Raw genomic sequence first — 19,309 nt, forward strand, 5'->3', positions numbered from 1 at the left:
TTCAGCTCCCCGTTTCCATGAGGCGGACGGCCTCTTCGTCGGACAGTTCGGACAGCTCGGCGACGAGCAGCTCCTCCACGGTGACCGCGAGCCCGGCCACGGTGCTCCGCGCGAACAGCGCGCGGATCGGCACGTCCACCTCGACGGCGGCACGGAGCCTGGCGATGACGCGGGTGGCGAGCAGCGAGTGCCCGCCCAGGGCGAAGAAGTCGTCGAAGGCGCCGACCCCCTCGATCCCCAGCACCTCGCCGAAGACCTCGGCGACCAACTCCTCGGCGTCGCCGCGTGGAGGGGTCTTCGCCCGGATCTCGGTCACGGGAGCGGGCAGCGCGGCCCGGTCGAGCTTGCCGTTCGGTGTCAGCGGCAGGACGTCGAGACTCACCCAGTGCGCCGGGACCATGTAGGCGGGCAGGCCGTCGGCCAGGTGCCTGGCCAGCTCCTCGCCTCCGGCCGTGCCGACGGTGTAGCCGACCAGGGTCTCCTGGTGTACGGCCACCGCCGCCTGGCCGACGCCGGGGTGGGCCAGGAGCCGTGCCTCTATCTCGCCGAGCTCGATCCGGAAACCGCGGACCTTGACCTGGCCGTCCTCGCGGCCGAGGAACTCCAGCTGCCCGTCGGCCCGCCAGCGTGCCCGGTCGCCGGTCCGGTAGACCCGTTCGCGGCCGAGAAGGGGGAAGCGTTCGCCGGTCAGCTCAGGCCTGCCGAGATAGCCGCGGGCCACCCCGGCTCCGCCGATGCACAGCTCGCCCGGGGCCCCGGGCGGTACGGGCTCACCGCGGTCGTCCAGGACCAGGACCCGGGTGTCGCCGATCGGGGTGCCGATCGGCTGCCGCCCGGGGGAGCCATCCAGCGTGGCGGCCGTGGCGATGATCGTCGCCTCGGTGGGGCCGTAGGTGTTGACCAGCCGGATCCGATCTCCGAAGCGCTCACGCCAGCGGGTCACCGCGGCCTCGTGCACCTGCTCGCCGCCGAGGATCACCAGGCGCAGGGCCGGGGGCCAGGAGATCTCGTCGATCTCGTCGACCAGCGCGTGCCAGTAGGCCGTGGGCAGGTCGAGCACGGTGACCTGGTCGAGGTGGTCGGGCAGGGTGACGCCGCCGTCGGGCAGGAGCCGCAGCCGGGCTCCGGCGGCCAGCGCCGGATAGATCTCCTCGGCGTGGGTGTCGAAGCTGAGCGAGGCGAACTGGACCACCCGGTCGCCGGGGTGCAGGCCGTACGCCTGGCGCATCCACGCGACGCGGGCGGCCAGGTTGCGGTGCTCGACCACGACGCCCTTGGGCGTGCCGGTGGACCCGGAGGTGTAGATCACATAGGCGGCCTCACCGCCCGGCACCGTCACCTCGCCGACCATCGAGTCCGGCGCCGGTACGGTCGCCTCGCCGATCGGCGGGCCGGGCACCAGGTCCGGTGTCCTGCCCGTCACCGGATTTGGCGTCCGGCCGGTCACCTCGTCGGTCAGCGGGCCGGGTACCGGATCTGGCGTCCGGTCCGTCGTCTCGCCGGTCAGCGGGCCGGTCGGCGCGTCGGCCGTGCGTGCGAGCGGGGTGGTGGAGGGCAGGCGGCCGACCAGGTCCGCCGAGGTGAGGACGAGGGAGGCGGCGCTGTCGGCGAGCATGAAGGCGAGGCGCTCGGCGGGGTGCTCCGGATCCAGCGGCAGGTAGGCCGCCCCCGCCCGCCAGGTCGCGAGCAGGGCGGCGACGGCGTCGGGCGATCGGTTCAGGCAGACGCCGACCACGTCACCGGGTACGACGCCGCGCGCCCAGAGGAGCGCGGCCAGCTCGTCCGCGCGGGTGTCCAGCTCGGCATAGGTCAGCGCGGCGTCCCCGCACTCGACCGCGACCGCGTCCGGCGTGGTCCGTACGGTCGCCGCGAACAGGTCCTGCACGGCGGGGGCCGCGGGTTGCGCGGGGCCTTCCGAGAGGTGCAGGAGCAGCGCGTCGTCGTCGGCGGTGCGGAGCGGCAGCCGGGAGATCTGGTCGCCGGACGCCCCGGGCAGTGCGGTGAGGAGCAGGCGGAACCGCGCGGCCATCGCCTCGACCGTGGCCCGGTCGAACAGCTCGGTGTCGTAGACGAAGGTGAGCACCAGCTCGTTCTCGTCCTGCCAGGCCTCCAGCATGAGTTCGAGCTTGGCCTGCCGCATGCCGTGGTCGAAGCCCGTGGTGGTCAGCCCGGCGAAGGCGTCGAGGGGGCGGCCGGAGTCCTGGGTATGAAGAATGATCATGGTCTGGAACAGCGGGGTCCGGGTGAGGTCTCGTTCGACCCTCAGCGCCGTGACCAGCTCCTCGAACGGGATGCCCTGGTGGGAGAAGGCGTCCAGGACGCGGATCTGCGTCTCCCGGAGCAGGCCGGAGAAGGTGGGGTCGGCCGACAGGTCGCCGCGCAGGACCAGGGTGTCGCTGAGGTAGCCGACGACCGGTTCGAGCTGGACCCGGTCCCGGCCCGCGGTGGCCGCACCGACCAGGATGTCGCTCTGACCGGTGTGCCGGGACAGCAGGACCTGGTAGGCGGCGAGCAGGACCATGAACATCGTGGCGCCGTGCTCCCTGCCCAACCGGCTCAGGGCGGCGACCTCGTCCGCGGCCAGCCGGATCGTCGCCACGTCGCCTCGCCGGGAGGTCCCGGCGACGCGCGGCCGGTCGACCGGCAGGTCCAGCGGGGTGGGGTCGGCGAGCATGTCCCGCCAGTAACCGAGCAGGTCGCCGGTGTCGCGCTCGCGCTGCCAGCGGGCGACGTCGCCGAACTGGAGCGGCACCGGGGGCAGCGCGTTCCGGCCCGAGTAGAGGTGCGACAGTTCGTCGAAGATGAGGTTGAGCGACCAGCCGTCGCCGAGGATGTGGTGGAGCGTGACGCACAGGACGTGGTCGTCCGCGGCGATCCTGATCAGGGTGACGCGCAGGGGCGGCCGGGAGGCCAGGCCGAAGGGAGTGTTGGTCAGGGTCGCGACGCGTTCCAGCGCCTCGGCCTCATCCGCGGCGGTCGTCTCCTCGACGGCCACCGGGCCCGGCGGGTCGATGACCACGACCGGTGCGCCGTCCACCTCGGGGAACCGGGTGCGCAGGCTCTCGTGGCGGGCGACCGTACCGTCCAGCGCCCTGCCGAGGGCGTCGCGGTCCAGCGGTCCTCGCAGCCGCCTGACCAGGCACATGTTGTAGGAGGCGTCGTCCGGGTCGAGCCGGTTGAGGAACCAGAGCCGTTCCTGGCCGTAGGAGAGCGGCGGGGTGACTCCCTCCGGCCGTGGCCGTGGTCCGTCCTTCCGCCCGCTCCTCACACCGGTGATCGGCTCCGGCCACGACCCGTCCGTCTCGCCGGTGATCGGCCACGGCCCGTCCGTCTCCCCGCCTCCCGCGCCGGGGGTCGGTTGCGACCCGTCGGTCTCGCCGCCTCCCGTGCCGGCGATCAGCTCCGCCAGCCCGGCGGCCGTCGGACGCAGGAACACCTCCCGGACCGGGAGCTCCACCCCGGACAGCGCGGTGAGCCGTGCGGTGACCATGGTGGCCAGCAGGGAGTGCCCGCCGAGCGTGAAGAAATCGTCGTGTGCCCCGACCTCCGCCCCCCCGAGCGCCTCTCCGAGCACCTCGGTGAAGACCTGTGCGACCAGCCGCTCGCCCGGGGTCCGGGGCGGGGTCACGCTCCGCTCGGGCCCCGCGCCCGCCTCCGGGAGGGCGTTCCGGTCGATCTTCCCGTTCGGTGTCAGCGGCAGGGCGTCCACCGCGACGAACACGCTGGGCACCATGTAGCCGGGCAGCTGACGCCCGGCGTGTTCCCTGAGCTCGTCGAGCAGCCTCGCGACCCCGTCACCGTCAGGGGACGACGTGGTTGTCCGGGCATGGTCAGGGGACGCGAAGGTCCGGGCGTCGCCTGAGGACGACGGGACGATCCCGGCGACCGGGGCGGTCGTGGGGATGAGCGGGGTCACTGGGGACGCCGTGGATGTCGTGGCGATCATGGGGGTCGTCGAGGACGCCGTGGTGGTTGTGGGGATGTTCGCGGGGGCCGAGGGAGCCGGGGGAGTGGCAGCCGGCACGGCGAAGGCCACCAGCCGGTCTCCGCGTACGGCGACCACCGCCTGCCGTACGCCGGGATGGGCGTCCAGCACGGCCTCGATCTCGCCGAGCTCGATGCGGTGGCCCCGGAGCTTGACCTGGTTGTCGGTCCGGCCGAGGAACTCCAGGGTGCCGTCGTTCCGATGGCGTGCGCGGTCTCCCGTGCGGTAGACCCGCGAGCCGGCGGGACCGGGGACGAAGCGTTCGGCGGTCAGGGCCGGGCGTCCGAGGTAGCCGTCGGCGACTCCCGCGCCGCCGATGAGCAGCTCGCCCGGCACGCCGATCGGGCAGGGATGACCGGCGGGGTCAAGAACGTGGACGGTGGTGTTGGCGATCGGGCGGCCGATGACAATCTCGCCGGGGTTCTCGGGGACGTCCCAGGCCGTGGACCAGATCGTGGTCTCGGTCGGGCCGTAGACGTTGACGAGCCGGTCGACCCGGGGCCTCAGTTCGCGCGCGAACCGGGGAGGCAGCGGCTCGCCGCCGGTCAGGCCCACCACGCGTGGCAGGTCCCCGGTGAGCAGGACCCGCCACCCCGACGGGGTCGCCTGAACGTGGGTCACGCCCTCGTCCCGGACCAGGCGAGCGAGCCGTACGCCGTCCCGCGCCGTCTCCGCGTCGGCCACGACCACCCGCCCGCCCGTCACCAGCGGCAGGTACAGCTCCAGGGCGGAGATGTCGAACGACAGCGAGGTCAGCGCCAGCCACACGTCCCGAGGCGAGGATCCGACCAGGGTCCGCATCGCGAGCAGGAAGTTGGTCAGCGCGCGATGGGACACCACCACGCCCTTGGGCCGCCCGGTGGACCCCGAGGTGTAGAGCACGTAGGCCGTGTCGTCCGGACGGGGTCGTCCGGGTGCACCGGTCCCCGAGCGGAGAAGGCCGTCCGGGCGAGGCCACTCGGATGTCCCGGTCCCAGGGAGGAGGTCGTCCGGGCGGGGCTGCTGAAGTGTTTCGGTCCCCGGGGCGAGGTTGTCTGGGCGCTTGAGCGCCCCGGTCTCCGGGGGGAGGTTGTCCAGACCGGGTCGCTCGGGTGTCCCGGTCCCAGGAAGGAGGTCGTCCAGGCTGGTCAGGACCAGTACGGCCCCGGAGTCCTCGATCACGTACGAGACGCGGGCCTGCGGATAGTCGGGGTCGACGGGGAGGTACGCCGCACCGCTCATCGCCACGCCCAGCAGCGCGACGAGCATGTCCGTGCCGCGTTCCATCTGGATCGCGACGAGGGAGCCGCGGCCGATCCCCGCGGAGGCCAGTCGCCCGGCGAGCTCGGCGGCCAGTCCGGCCAGCTCGGCATAGGTCAGTGTGCCTGCCGCCACCGCGTCCGGGGTCGCCGCGGCCTGTTCGAGCAGCAGGTCGACCAGCGTCACCTCCGGCAGCTCGGCCTCTGTCTCGTTCCACCGCTCCAGCAGCCCGAGCTCCGCGTCCGGCAGCATGCGCAGCGACCCCACCCGCGCCTCGGGATCCGTCACGACGGCCGCGAGCAGCTCCTTGAACCGGTCGACCAGCCGCTCAACGGTCTCGCGGTCGAACAGGTCGGTGCTGTAGATGACGGTGCCGAGCAGCCGGCCGTCGTCGATCGGGGTGAGATCCATCGACAGGTCGAGCCGGGCGGGGAACCAGCCGTTGGGGAAGGGCTCGGCGTCGACTCCGGGCAGGGGGTCGGTCGCGTCGCCGTGGGTGTGGAAGGCGAACAGCGTCTGGAACAGCGGGGTACGGCTGAGATCCCGCTCCATGTCGAGCTCGGCCACGAGGCGCTCGAAGGGGACGTCCTGCCGGGAGAGCGCGTTCAGCACGACCTTGCGGGTGCGTTTGAGCAGGTCGCCGAAGGTGGGATCGCCGGACAGGTCGCAGCGGAGGACCAGCGTGGTCGAGAGGAAACCGATCATGGTTTCGAGCTCGGTGCTCCCGCGGCCGGCCGACGGGGTGCCCACGCAGAAGTCGGTCTGGCCGGTGTGCCGGGCCAGCATGACCTGGTAGGCGGAGAGCAGCACCATGTACGGCGTGCAGCGGGTGCGACGTCCGAGGGCGCCGATCGCGGCGGCGAGGTCGGCGTCGATCTGGAACTCGACCTCGCTGCCCGCGCTGGTTCGCTGGGCGGGACGCGGCCGGTCGGTGGGCAGTTCCAGGGGAGGCACCCCGGCCAGCTGTCCGGCCCACCACTGGAGCTCGCGGAGTTCGGAGCCCGACGAGTGGAGGAGGCGCGTGTGCTCGCCGTACTGCAACGGGAGGTCGGGCAGCGGCGCGGTGCCCCGGCTTCCGTAGTGGGCGGCGACCTCGGTGCGGAGGATGTTCAGCGACCAGCCGTCGCCGTTGATGTGGTGCAGGACGACGCAGAGCACATGCTCGTCGGGGCCGATCTCGATGAGCGACACCCGGAACGGGGGCGCGGCCGCCAGATCGAAGGCGGCGTTGGTGAGCGTGGAGACCAGGGCGAAGGCCTCCTTCTCGCCCGGAGCCGTCAGTCGCTCCAGGATCACCGGCGAGGGTGGGTCGACGATCGCCAGGGGCTCTCCGGCCACCTCGCGGAACCGGGTCCGCAGGCTCTCGTGACGCGTCGCCACGGCGGTGAACGCGGCCTCCAGCGCGACCGTGTCAAGACGACCTTTCAACTTGTAAACATAGGAGGTGTTGTAGCTGGGGTCGCTCGGGTCGAACCGGTGAAGAAACCATAACCGCTGCTGGCCGTATGACAGCGGGTACTCGGCCGCCGGCTGGCGGAGAGAAATGATCTCTGGCTCGAACACGCAGAGCTCCTTCGTCGACCGCGGGCTCGTTATTTGCGAAATGACGGCGAAAGCCGGTGCGTGAAAATCCGTTCTGCGTCAGCTTCGCCGAATCAAGCAGGGATTTGGAAGGGTTGTTTCTGGAAAGAAACCTTCCAGTTAGTGCACTGAGGGGTCAGTGTTACACCTCCGCGCCGGGGGCGCAAGACCGGTCCAACCAGTGGTTTCGCCGCCCTTTCATGCCTCTGCGAGGGGCTTGCGAGGCCAAGGCGATCATGTAAGACTGAACCTTGGTCTAAAATAGTAAAGATTGTTTCCTGTTATGACTCTACCGCTTGTACGTGTTGAGCTCATATACATCCGACCTTTATGGAGGTTCACTTGGTGAACCTGACCGTCCCCCAGTTGCTCAGAGACCGAGCCCTCACCGACCCCGACGGGGTCGCGCTGATCGTTCACGGTTCGGTGCCACTCACTTACGGCCAATGGCATGAGCGATCCACCGCGCTCGCCAACAGCCTGGTCGCGCGCGGTGTGACCAGAGGCGACCGAGTGGGCCTGGTGTTCGGAGGCGCGGACTGGGTGGACTACGCCGTGGCGTTCTGCGGGGTGCTGACGTCGGGAGCCGTGGCCGTACCGCTGTCGGATCGCCTCTCCACCGCTGACCTGCGCTTCATGCTGGAAAACTGCCGCGCGACCGGAGTGATCCACGCCGGCGGGCTCACCGTGCCCGAGATCGGCTGGAGCGCGACGGTCGCCGGTCTGCATGCCGAAACGTCCTATGAGACGGCCGATCCAACGCCTCCCGAACCCGGGGATCTCACGGTTTCCGGGTCCGAGCGGTCCACGGATTCCGGGTTCGGAGGCTCCACGGCCGAATCCGAGCGGCATGTAAGTTTCAGATTCGGAGACCTAGGGGACGTCGAGTCCGCGCACCTCAAGGATCCCGAGCCCGGAGATCTCGCGCAGATCCTCTACACCTCGGGCACCACGGGCCGTCCCAAAGGGGTCTCGGCCACTCATGCCAATCTGGCCTACGGCTGCGGTGCCAAGCGCCGTCCGTTCGCGCATTCCACGCACCTCGTCCACGCCTTCCCGATCGGCACCAACGCCGGGCAGACGATGCTGATCAACGCGCTCGACGCGCACCCGGCCGTGGTGACGCTGCCGCGCTTCACTCCCAGCCGATTCGCCGCGCTGATCGAGTCCTACCGCGCGGGAACGGTCTTCCTCGTCCCCGCGATGGCCATCGAGCTGATGAAGGCGGGCGTGGGGGAGCGGCACGACCTGTCCGACGTCCTGCTGCTCGGCTCGGCCGCCGCGCCCCTGCCCTCCGCCGTCGCCCAGGCGCTGACCAAGGCCTTCCCCAACGCGACGATCACCAACTACTACACCTCGACCGAGGCCGCCCCGGCTCAGACGATCATGATGTTCGATCCGGACCGGCCGGGAAGCGTCGGCCGTCCGGTGGCCGGGGGACGGGTCAGGATCGCCACCGCCGAGGGCGAGCCGCTGGCCGCGGGGGAGACCGGCGAGGTCTGGATGCGGTCCCCGGCGGCGCCGCGCGCCTACTACGGCGATCCGGAGAGCGGGACCTTCCGCAACGGCTGGGTGCGCATGGGCGACCTGGGCCGCATCGACGCCGAGGGCTACCTCTATCTCGTCGACCGCGAGAGCGACGTGGTGAAGTCCGGCGCCTACAAGGTCTCCACGATCCACGTCGAGGAAGCCGTCTACCAGCACCCGGCCGTGATCGAGGCCGCGGCGTTCGGGGTTCCGCACCCCGTGCTCGGAACGGTCGTCTCCGTCGCCCTGGTCACCAGGGTTCCGCTCGCGCCCGAGGAACTGCGGCTCTTCCTCATGGACCGGCTGGCCTCGTACGAGCTGCCCGCGCACGTCGTCACGGTCGACACCCTGCCCCGCAACGACGGAGGCAAGGTCGACAAGCGGGCCCTGCGCCGGGCGACGGAGAACGCGTGATGGCCGAGGCCGCGTTCGCCGGACAGGGAGCGGAGGTCACCTTCACCCAGCAGGGAATGTGGGTCACCGAGCAGAACGTGAGCGTGGGGACCGCCTACCACATGCCGCTCATCGTCCACCTGAACGGCGAGCTGGACGTCGGCGCGCTGCTGGCGGCCTGCGCGGCGGTGGTGGACCGGCACCCGATGCTGGGCAGCGTGGTGACGGAGGTGGACAACGGGCTGCGGCTGGTGCCCGGCGCCCAGGTTCCCGTACGGCATGCGTCGGCGCAGGACGTGCACGCGGCGGGCATGCACACGGCGCAGGACATGCGTGCGGCGCAGGACGTGCAAGCGGTGGAACAGGGTACGCAGGCCGTGGAACAGGACGTGCACGCGGTGGAACAGGGCGCGCAGGCCGTGGAACAGGACGTGCGCGCGGCGGCGGAGCAGGGAGTGCACGCGGCCGTGCGGGAGGAGATCCTGCGCGAGTTCGACCTGGAGAAGGGCCCGCTGGCCAGGTTCACCCTCTTCGAGGCCGGCCCGGAACGGCACCTGCTCCTCTTCGTCGCGCATCACCTGGTCTTCGACGGCCAGTCCAAGGACATCCTGGTACGCGACCTCGCCGCCCTCTACAACGGTGAGCCGCCACCCCCGCTGCCCGCCGTCGACCACGGCAGGGCCGAGCGCGACCGGGTGGCCTCCATGCTCCCGGCCGCCAGGGAGTTCTGGAAGCCCAGGTGGCGCGATCCGGGCGAGACCCTCGTACTCGGACAGTCGCTGCGGTCGCGGCGGGCGGGCGAGGGCCGGGTGGTGCGGTTCACCGCCGACCCGTCGATCCCCGGACTGACCCGGTTCGAGGTGCTGCTGGCCGCGCTGCACGTCTGCCTTCTCGGATACGGCAACGCCGAGGTGACCACCGCCGTCGATCTTTCCACCCGGCCCTCCGAGGCGGCGGGCCACATCGGCCTGTTCGTCAACGAGCTGCCCGTCGCCTCCAGCCCGTCCCCCGAGACGACCTTCCGCGCGTTCGCCACCACCCTCCGCGCCGAACTCCGCGAGGTCTACCGGTTCCGGCAGGTGCCGCTGTCTCGCGCGATGCCCCGCATCCGGCCGCACGCCGCGCTGGTCCCCGTCTCCGTCAGCTACCGCACCCGCCACGACCCCGACCCGGTCTTCACCGGGCTCGACGCCTCGGTGGAGTGGACGGTCTCCAACCACGCGGTCCGCGGCGCGCTGCACCTGCAGTGCGTCGACGGCCCCGGCGGGCTGGAGGTCGGCCTGCGCCACGACCCGGAGGCCGTTCCCGGCGCCGACAGGGTGGCGACCGACCTGTGTCTCCTTCTGGAACGCGCTATTCACGATCCCGACCAGCGACTGAACGAACTTCTGGAGAACGAGATGGCTTCCGTCACCACGCTGACCGACCAGGTACGTGAGATCTGGGAGGAAGTCCTGGGCATCTCGCCGATCGAGGACCATGACGACATCTTCGATCTGGGCGGTCACTCCCTGACCATCACCCAGATCATCGCCCGCATGCGCAAGCGCCTGGACGTCGAGGTCTCGCTGGACGACTTCTTCGACAACCCGACGATCGCCGGGGTCGTGGAGTCCCTCGCCGACGAGACCGGCAACGACCTCACCGGCACCGACGGTGACTGAGATCCTCGACGGGCTCCGTCTCTCCCGTCTCGGAGACGACGACCTGGAACTCCTGCTGCTCGTCCGGCATTTCGAGCTCAAGCTCCTGGATCTGTACGGCAGGGGCGATCTCAACGGCACCACGCACACCTGCCTCGGCCAGGAATACGTCCCGGTCGCGCTGCGCCCGCTGCTCGGCGAGGACGACCACGTCTTCAGCAACCACCGCGGCCACGGCCACTACCTGTCCAGGTTCCGCGACCCGCACGGGCTGCTCGCGGAGATCATGGGCAGGGAGGGCGCGGTCTGCGGCGGCGTCGGCGGCAGCCAGCACATCCACCGGGACCGCTACCTGTCCACCGGCGTGCAGGGGGAGAGCATGCCGGTCGCCGCCGGGGTCGCGCTCCACCTCAAACGGGCCGAGCCCGGCGCGATCGCCTGCGTCTACATCGGCGACGGCACCTGGGGCGAGGGCGCGGTCTACGAGGCGCTGAACCTCGCCGCGCTCTGGCAGCTTCCGCTGCTGGTCGTGGTGGAGAACAACGGCATCGCCCAGTCCACGCCGACCACGTCGCAGATGGCGGGTACGGTGGCCGGCCGGGCGGCGGCGTTCGGCATCCGGCACCACCTGGTCGTCTCCACCGACGTCAACGACATCCGGCTCTCGCTCGAACCCCTCGTCGCGGAGGTGCGGGAGGGCCGGCCGCTGGTGGTCGAGTTCGTGACCCACCGGCTCGGCCCGCACAGCAAGGGCGACGACGTCCGCCCGGCCGGCGCGATACAGGCCGCCAGGGACAACGACTGGTACGGCCGTTACGCCCACGACCACCCCGAGCAGTTCCACCGGCTCGACGGCACGGTGAAAGCCCAGGTCCAGGGCATCGCCGAAGAGGTCGCCGCGCGCCCGCTCTCCCGCCGGGAGGAATCGTGCGCGTAGCCGAGAACCTCAACGCGGCCCTGCACGGGTTGCTGGACGACGACCCCACCGCCTACATGCTCGGCGAGGACATCCTCGACCCGTACGGCGGCGCCTTCAAGGTCACCAAGGGCCTGTCCACCCGTTTCCCCGGCCGCGTGATCGGCACCCCGATCAGCGAGGGCGCCCTGACCGGCGTCGCGGCGGGACTGGCGCTGACCGGCAACACGGCGGTGGCCGAGATCATGTTCGGCGACTTCGTGGCACTCGCCTTCGACCAGCTCTGCAACTTCGCGAGCAAGTCGGTGTCGATGTACGGCAGGCGGCTGCCGCTGCGGATGGTGGTGCGCTGCCCGACCGGCGGCGGCCGGGGCTACGGTCCCACGCACAGCCAGAGCCTGCAGAAGCACTTCGTCGGCATGCCGGGGCTGTCGCTGTACGAGATGTCGCCCTTCCACGACAACCGCGCGGTGTTCGCGGCGATGCTGGAGCGGGGCGAGCCGTGTGTGTTCTTCGAGGACAAGGTCCTCTACACCCGGCAGATGGACCTGGTGGACCCGCTGTTCCAGGTGCGCGGTGACGACGACCTGGCCGTGGTCGAGCTCCACGACTCGGACGACTACCCCGACTGCGTGATCATCGCTCCCGGCGGGATGGCACACCGGGCCCTGGCCGCGATGCGCTCCCTGCTGGTGGAGCAGGAGATCTCCTGCCGCCTGCTGGTGCCCTCCCGGCTCTACCCGCTGGACGTCGAGAAGCTGCTGCCGTTCCTCGGGGACGTCGTCCTGGTCGCCGAGGAGAGCACCGCCGGCGGCACCTGGGGCAGCGAGGTCGCGCACCTCCTCCACGACCGCCTCTGGGACCGCCTGCGCCGGCCCGTCCGCCTCGTCCACTCCCGGGCCGAGGTGATCCCCACCGCCGCGCACCTCGAAAGTCAGGTGCTGGTGGGGGAGTCCACGATTCACCACGCCGTACGGGAGGCCCTGCGTGGCTGACATCCGCGTCCCCAAGCTCAACAACAACGACACCGAGTATCTGATCGTTCAGTGGCTCGTCGAGGACGGCATGTCCGTCGGCGCAGGAGACCCGGTCGCCGTCCTGGAGACCTCCAAGGCGGCGGACGAACTGGAGGCGGAGGAGTCCGGCTACCTCCACCACGCCGCCGCGCTCAACACCTGGATCGCTCCCGGCGCGGTCCTGGCCCGCGTCACCTCCGAGGCGACCCCGGCGCTCGCCTTCCCCGAAGTCCCGGCAGCCGGATCGGCCGCCACGAGCCTCGCCGCACCGGAGAGCACGGTTCCCGCGAGCACGGTTCCCGGGGCTGCGGTTCCCCAGGGCACGGTCCTCGGGGCCGCGGTTCCCGAGCGCGCGGTTCCCGAGAACACGATCCTCGATGCCGCGATCGCTGAGCGCACGGTCTCTGAGGCCGGGGTCCTCGGGGCCGCGGTTCCTCAGGGCGCGGTTCCCGAGAGCGGGACCTCCAAGACCACCGCACCGGACACCCAGCCGACCGTTCGGCCGGCTGTTCGGCCGGACGTCCAGCCGGCCGTTCAGCCCGTTGTCACCGACCTCGCCCGCGCGGCCATGGAGGAGCTCGGCGTCTCCCACGACGAGGTCGTGGCCCTGGGCCTGCGCGTCATCCGCCGCTCCGATGTGGAAGCCCTGGCGGCCCGCCGCACCGGAGCCGGTCACACCGGATCCCCCGCCGCCGGCCGTGCCGAAGCCCCGGTCGTCCGATCTCGGCGGCCGGTTCCCCATCGCCGCACCCACGTCCCGGCCATCACCCGCACCGAAGCCCCGGCCGCCGCCGGTGACGCGGCGGGTACGCACCGGCTCTCCAGGGTGCAGCGAGCCGTCGCGCGCGCCGTCACCGTCTCGCACGACACGATTCCCGCCGCCTACACGGTGATGAAATTCGAGGTCGGGCCGTTGCTGGAACGAGCCAGGGGACTGACCAGGGAGGTTCGCAGGCCGGTCGGGCTCGCGGAGCTGTTCGTCCAGGCCGTGGCCGGGCTGCACCCGGCGTTCCCGCTGTTCTTCGCCTCGATCGACGGGGAGGTGGCGCGGCCCGCGGAGGCTCCGCGCGTCGGCGTCACGTTCGACATGGGCGAGGGTCTCTACGTGCCGGCCGTCCATGACACCGGATCGCTCCGGAGCATCGCCGACACGCTCATGCGCTACCGGCTGGCCGCCACCGAGGGCGACTTCCGGGAGAAGGACCTCGCCGGCGCCAACATCGCCGTCACCCTGCACACCGACGCCGACGTCATCCTCGCGATCCCCTTCATCTTCCCCGGGACGGTCTGCGCGCTCGCGATCACCTCGCCGCAGCAGGAGCTCGTCCTCGGCGAGGACGGCGCCGTGACGGCGAGGACCGTCGCGAACATCGGCCTCGCCTACGACCACCGACTGATCAATGGCAGGGACGCCTCGCGCTTCCTCGCCGCACTCCGGATCGAGCTGAAGTCATGACGGAGACAACCCTCTCGGACGCCAAGCGGGCACTGCTCGCGCAGCGACTCCGGCGCCGGGGCGAGTCCCAGGCCATCACGGTCCGGGACCCCGGCACGACCCCGCCCCTGTCCCACGCCCAGGAACGCCTGTGGTTCATGGAGCAGTATCGGCCGGGCACCACCACCTACACGGTTCCCGTCGCGGTGCGTCTGCGCGGAGACCTGGACGCCGACGCGCTGCGCCGGGCGCTGGACGAGATCGTCAAGCGCCACGAGGCCCTGCGGATGCGGTTTCTCACCACCGAGGACGGCACCCCCGAGCTTGTCATCGACGAGCCCCGGCCCGCCGAGTTCCGCGTCACCGAGGCGCCGGACCTGGACGCCGTGACCGAGCTGCTCGACGCGGACCTCGCCACCCCGTTCGACCTGGAGCGGGGCCCGCTCTTCCGGACGGTGCTGGTACGGCTCGCGCCCGACGACCACGTGCTCCTCATCGCCGCCCATCACAGCGTCACCGACGGCTGGTCCAGCGATGTGATCATCCGCGAGCTGCTCGCCCTGCACGACGGCAGGACCCCGCCGCCCGCCCCGGTCGGCTACGGCGACTACGCCATCTGGCAGCGGGGCCGTGACCACCGCCGGGAGCTCGACTACTGGCGTGACCGGCTCGCCGGGCTGCCCGCCCTCGAACTGCCCACCGACCGGCCTCGCCCCGCAGAGCAGCGCCACGAGGGGGCCGCCGTCGGCGTCCACCTCGACGCCGACCTCACCCGGCGGCTGACCGAGCTGGGCGCGACGGCCGGTGCCACGCCGTACATGACGTTGATGGCCGCCTTCCAGGTCCTGCTGGCCCGCTACTCGGGGCAACAGGACTTCGCGGTCGGATCCCCGACCGCGGGCCGGGGGCTGCCCGAGCTGGACGGTGTCGTCGGCATGTTCGTCAACACGCTGGTCATGCGCGCGGACCTGGCGGACGACCCGTCGTTCGACACGTTCCTGGCCCGCACGCGCGAGGCCGCGCTGGACGCCCTCGCGCACCGGGAGCTCCCGTTCGACCAGCTGGTCGGCGAGCTGAACGTGGTCCGCGACGTGAGCCGCTCCCCGCTCGCGCAGGTCATGTTCGCACTGCAGAACTTCAAGGCGGGCGAAGAGGACGGGCGCGTGTCCTACCTCGCGCTCCCGGCCAGGACCACCCGCCACGACCTCGGCCTGTATCTGTTCGAGAGCCCGGACGGGCTGTTCGGCGACATCACCTACAGCACCGCCCTGTTCGACCGGGAGACCGTGGAGCTGCTGGCGTCCCGGTTCGAGACGCTGCTGCGCTCGATCGTGGCGGCTCCGCAGACGCGGGTGGGAGAGCTGTCGCTGATGTCCGGCGACGAGCGGGACCTGGTCCTGGGCTTCGGCGCCGGTCTCGCCCCCCAGCCGGCCGGCCACGATCTGCTCCACGACCTCGTCACCGCCCAGGCCGCGCTGACCCCCGGTGCGACGGCCGTGGTCTGCGGTGACGCGGCGGCCCCGGACGCGGTGCGCGGCGGCTCCGTGAGCTCCGGTACGGCGTCCACGGCGCGCGGCGGCTCGCTGACGTACGCCGAGCTCGACGAGCGCTCCACCCGGATCGCCGCCCTGCTGAGGAACCGGTACGGCGTGGGCCCCGACACCAGGGTCGGCGTCTTCCTGGAGCAGTCGACCGACCTCGCGGCGGCCGTCATCGGCGTCATGAAGGCCGGTGGCGCCTACGTGCCCCTCGATCCCAAGCAGCCCCGCGACCGCCTGGCGTACATGCTCGGCGACGCGGGAGCCGTCGCCGTCCTCACCACCTCCGCCCTGCGCGACCTGGTCCCCGACGCGCCGGTGATCTGCCTGGACTCCGAGGCGCTGGACGAGACCGGGTTCGAGCGCCCCGAGGTCTCCCCCGACCACCTGGCGTACGTGATCTACACCTCGGGCACGACCGGGCGGCCGAAGGGCGTCGGGGTGCAGCACCGGCAGGTGCTGAACTACCTGGCCGGGGTCAGGGAGCGGTTCGAGGTCGAGCCCGCGGCGGTCTACACGCTGCTGCAGTCGCTCTCGTTCGACTTCGGGGTGACGATCTTCTACCTGTCGCTCCTGACCGGCGGCGAGCTGCACCTGGTCGATCCGCAGACCCCGGCCGAGGAGCTCGCCGGGCAGCTGAGCCGTACCGACTACCTGAAGATGACCCCGTCCCACCTCGCCTCGCTGCTCACCGGGGTGGACGCGGCCGAGCTGCTCCCGCGCAAGCTCCTCATCCTCGGCGGCGAGGCGTCCACCTGGAGCTGGGCCAGGGAGCTGGCCGCGCACACCACGGTGGTCAACCACTACGGCCCCACCGAGGCCACGGTCGGCATCTCCACCTATGCCGTCACGGGGGAGGAGGAACGGGCGCTGAACCTGCCGATCGGCAGGCCGCTGCCCGGAGCCGGGGTCTACGTGCTGGACGAGCACCTGCGGCTGGTCCCGCCCGGCATGACCGGCGAGATCTACCTCGGTGGTGACCGGCTCGCCCGGGGATACCTCGGCCGGCCCGGACTGACGGCCGACAGGTTCCTGCCCGACCCGTACGGCGAGCCCGGCGCGCGCATGTACAGGACCGGCGACCTCGGCCGCTGGCTGCCCTCCGGCGACCTGTGCTTCCTCGGCCGCAGGGACCTTCAGGTGAAGGTCAGGGGCTACCGGGTGGAGCTGCCGGAGATCGAGTCGGTGCTCACCGACCAGCCCGGGATCGCGTACGCCGTCGTCGAGCTACGCAAGGACCGGCTGATCGGATATCTGGTCGGAGACCGGATCAGCGTGAGCGAGCTGCGGACGCGGCTCGGCGAACGGCTTCCCGAATACATGATCCCCGGACGGTTCGTCTGGCTGGACGAGCTGCCCCTGAAGTCGCACGGCAAGGTCGACCGGGCCAGGCTGCCCGAGCCCGACGAGGAGCGGCCGGACCAGCAGGCCGGATTCGTCCCGCCGGGGACGCCGCTCGAAGAGGCGATCGCGGCGGTGTGGGCGAAGGTGCTCGATCTTGCCCAGGTCGGCGTCCTGGACGACTTCTTCGACCTGGGCGGACATTCGCTGCTCGCCGCCCAGGTCGTCGCCCGCATGCGGAAAATCATCCCCGCGGGCGGGCGCCAGGTGACCATCCTGGACCTGTTCAAGCAGAAGACCGTCCGCGAGCTCGCGGAGCTCATCGAGACGGGCGACAACGGGCCGCGCATGTTCCTGCACCGGCTCACCCCGGCGCGCACCGCCACCTCGACCCTGGTCTGCGTGCCGTACGGCGGCGGCAGCGCGGCCATCTACCAGCCGCTGGCCGACACCATGCCCGCGGGCTGGGCGCTGCACGCGGTCGCCGTCCCCGGCCAGGAGATGGGGCTGATCGAGGAGACCCGGCCCGTGGCCGAGGTCGCGCAGGGCTGCGTGGAGGAGATCCTGCAGGGGATCAAGGGTCCGCTCGCGCTGTACGGGCACTGCGGGCTCGGCGTCATGCTGACCGTGGAGATCGCCCGCCGGCTTGAGGCGGCGGGCCGTCCGGTCGAGGCCATCTATCTCGGTGGCATCTTCCCCTTCGCCCGGCCCGCCTCGGTGCTGACCTGGCTCTCGAACCTGACCGACCGCCTCCGCAGCGACCAGATCTGGGCCAACGCCCTGCAGGCCGCCGGCCTCGACGTGGAGGACCTCGAACGAGACCAGCTCGCATTGATGATCGACAACCGCCGCAAGGGCACGAAGGAGGCGGAACGCTACTTCACCCGCCTCTTCGAGGAGGGGATCGAACCGCTCAAGGCGCCGATCATCTCCGTGGCGGGCGACCGTGATCCGGCCACCGAGTTCTACCAGGAGCGCTACCGCGAGTGGCATCTCCTGGCGGACTCCACCGCCGTGGTCGTGCTGGACGAGGCGGGCCACTTCTTCCTGAAGTATCGGGCCGGGGAACTCGCCACCATCGTCACCGGCACCCATCTGGCCATCGCCTCCGGCGACACCGCCGGGCTGGGCCGCACCGAACGGTCCACCTGGTGGCTCGAAGGCGTCTCCACCCAGAACCGTTCCGTACAGGGCGGCTCCGCCCACCCCGTGCCCGCGCGATCGGCGCCTGCGCCGTCCGCGCTCACGCGACCCGCCTCCGCTCCGGATACGGCGGCGCGGTCCGGTCCACAGCCGAGCATGAAACGGTTCGCCACCGTGGCGGCGGGACAGCTCGTCTCGATCATCGGGTCGTCGCTGACCGAGTTCGCCGTCCCGCTGTGGATCTACATCAACACCGGCTCGCTCGCCAGGTTCGCCCTGTTCTCGGTCCTCGCGCTGGTCCCCGGCATGCTGGTGTCCCCCATCGCGGGCGCCCTCGTCGACCGCTACGACCGGCGCAGGGTCATGCTCGCCGGGGACATCGGCGCGTTCGGCACCCAGCTGTGCCTCGGGGTCCTGCTGTGGACCGGAAATCTCCAGACCTGGCACATCTACCCGCTTCTGGTCCTGCTGTCGGTCGCGCTGACCTTCCAGCGCCTCGCCTACAACTCCTCCCTCCCGCAGCTGGTCCCCAAGCGTTTCCTCGGTCACGCCAACGGGGTGGTGCAGATGGTCACCGGCACCGCCCAGCTGGTCGTCCCGCTGATCGCGGTCGGTCTGATGGCGACGATCGGGCTGGAGGGCATCCTCGCCCTGGACGTCGGCTCCTACGCCTTCGCGATCATCGTGCTGCTCTTCGTCCGCTTCCCGAAGAGCATGGGGTGGAAGCGCAGGGAGACCCTGGTCGCCGAGATGGTCGAGGGCTGGAAGTTCTCCTGGGGCAACCGGGGCTTCCGCGGCATGCTGTTCTTCTTCGCGGTGCTGAACATCTTCCTGTCCCCGCTGTTCCTGCTCATCTCGCCGCTGGTCCTGGGCTTCGCCACGCTGGAGGACGTCGGCAGGATCGCGTTCGCCGGAGGTCTCGGAGTCTTCCTCGGCGGCCTCGCCATGACCGTCTGGGGCGGGCCCCGGCGCCGGCGACTGCACGGCGTCATGATCTCCACCCTCCTCCTCAGCGTTTTCTGCCTGATCACGGGCCTCCAGCAGAACCTGCTCCTGATCGCGATCGGCGCCTTCGGGATGTCGTTCTGGCTGACCATGCTCAACGGCGTCTACGCCACGATCGTCCAGGTCAAGGTGCCCCAGCGCTTCCACGGCCGGGTCATCGCGCTCAACACCCTGGTCGCCTGGTCCACCCTGCCGATCGGCTTCGGGCTGGTCGCTCCGTACGGCAGCGCGCTGTTCGAGCCGCTGCTCGCGCCGGACGGCCCCCTCGCCGGCACCGTCGGCCTCGTGCTCGGAACGGGGGAGGGACGGGGCGTCGGCCTGATGTACGTCCTGTTCGCGGTCGCCATCGCCGTCACGGCGCTGGTCGCCATGCGGACCCGGACGCTGTCGCGGTTCGACGTGGACGTGCCGGACGCGCTCCCGGATGACCTGGTCGGTTTCCAGACCATCCAGAAGCGCCTCGAACAGGAGCCCCGCGAACCGCTCGCCGAGGCGGTCGCCGTCCGGAGCTGACCTCACCGCGGCCGCACCGGGCGAGGACCTCGGC

7 protein-coding genes are annotated in these 19,309 nt (G+C 71.2%); 6 read left to right on the forward strand and 1 reads right to left on the reverse strand.

Features of this window, described 5'->3' with window-relative positions; all coding sequences use genetic code 11:
- Position 1 precedes the first annotated feature (1 nt).
- The gene (locus DKM19_RS08845; RefSeq protein WP_110695281.1) at positions 2-6,787 is read right to left on the reverse strand and encodes a non-ribosomal peptide synthetase; all 6,786 of its coding nucleotides are present in this window, start codon (positions 6,785-6,787) and stop codon (positions 2-4) included.
- A gap of 363 nt (positions 6,788-7,150) precedes the next feature.
- On the opposite strand from DKM19_RS08845, the gene DKM19_RS08850 reads away from it, so the two are divergent.
- From DKM19_RS08850 to DKM19_RS08880, 6 genes are read left to right on the forward strand one after another with little or no spacing between them, the layout of a single operon-like run.
- Entirely contained in the window at positions 7,151-8,746 is a 1,596-nt protein-coding gene (locus DKM19_RS08850; protein ID WP_239514155.1) for a class I adenylate-forming enzyme family protein, read from the forward strand.
- Positions 8,746-10,389 (forward strand): condensation domain-containing protein, encoded by a 1,644-nt coding sequence (locus DKM19_RS08855; protein ID WP_110695283.1) that lies wholly within the window; start codon positions 8,746-8,748, stop codon positions 10,387-10,389. Before DKM19_RS08850 ends, DKM19_RS08855 begins: the two co-directional genes overlap by 1 nt.
- Entirely contained in the window at positions 10,382-11,305 is a 924-nt protein-coding gene (locus tag DKM19_RS08860) for a thiamine pyrophosphate-dependent dehydrogenase E1 component subunit alpha (protein WP_110695284.1), read from the forward strand. The genes DKM19_RS08855 and DKM19_RS08860 overlap by 8 nt, the downstream gene beginning before the upstream one ends.
- A complete protein-coding gene (locus tag DKM19_RS08865; RefSeq protein WP_110695285.1) occupies positions 11,296-12,279 on the forward strand; it encodes an alpha-ketoacid dehydrogenase subunit beta in 984 nt (327 codons plus the stop codon). The genes DKM19_RS08860 and DKM19_RS08865 overlap by 10 nt, the downstream gene beginning before the upstream one ends.
- Entirely contained in the window at positions 12,272-13,756 is a 1,485-nt protein-coding gene (locus tag DKM19_RS50535) for a 2-oxo acid dehydrogenase subunit E2 (protein ID WP_204358714.1), read from the forward strand. Before DKM19_RS08865 ends, DKM19_RS50535 begins: the two co-directional genes overlap by 8 nt.
- Entirely contained in the window at positions 13,753-19,275 is a 5,523-nt protein-coding gene (locus DKM19_RS08880) for a non-ribosomal peptide synthetase/MFS transporter (RefSeq protein WP_110695286.1), read from the forward strand. Before DKM19_RS50535 ends, DKM19_RS08880 begins: the two co-directional genes overlap by 4 nt.
- Positions 19,276-19,309 lie beyond the last annotated feature (34 nt).

It is taken from the genome of Streptosporangium sp. 'caverna' (assembly GCF_003203775.1).
Classification (GTDB): domain Bacteria; phylum Actinomycetota; class Actinomycetes; order Streptosporangiales; family Streptosporangiaceae; genus Streptosporangium; species Streptosporangium subroseum.

Excerpts from the sequence above, each read along its gene's own strand:
- DKM19_RS08855 (WP_110695283.1), top strand. The coding sequence starts at position 8,746 with ATGGCCGAGGCCGCGTTCGCCGGACAGGGAGCGGAGGTCACCTTCACC.
- DKM19_RS08880 (WP_110695286.1), top strand. The coding sequence starts at position 13,753 with ATGACGGAGACAACCCTCTCGGACGCCAAGCGGGCACTGCTCGCGCAG.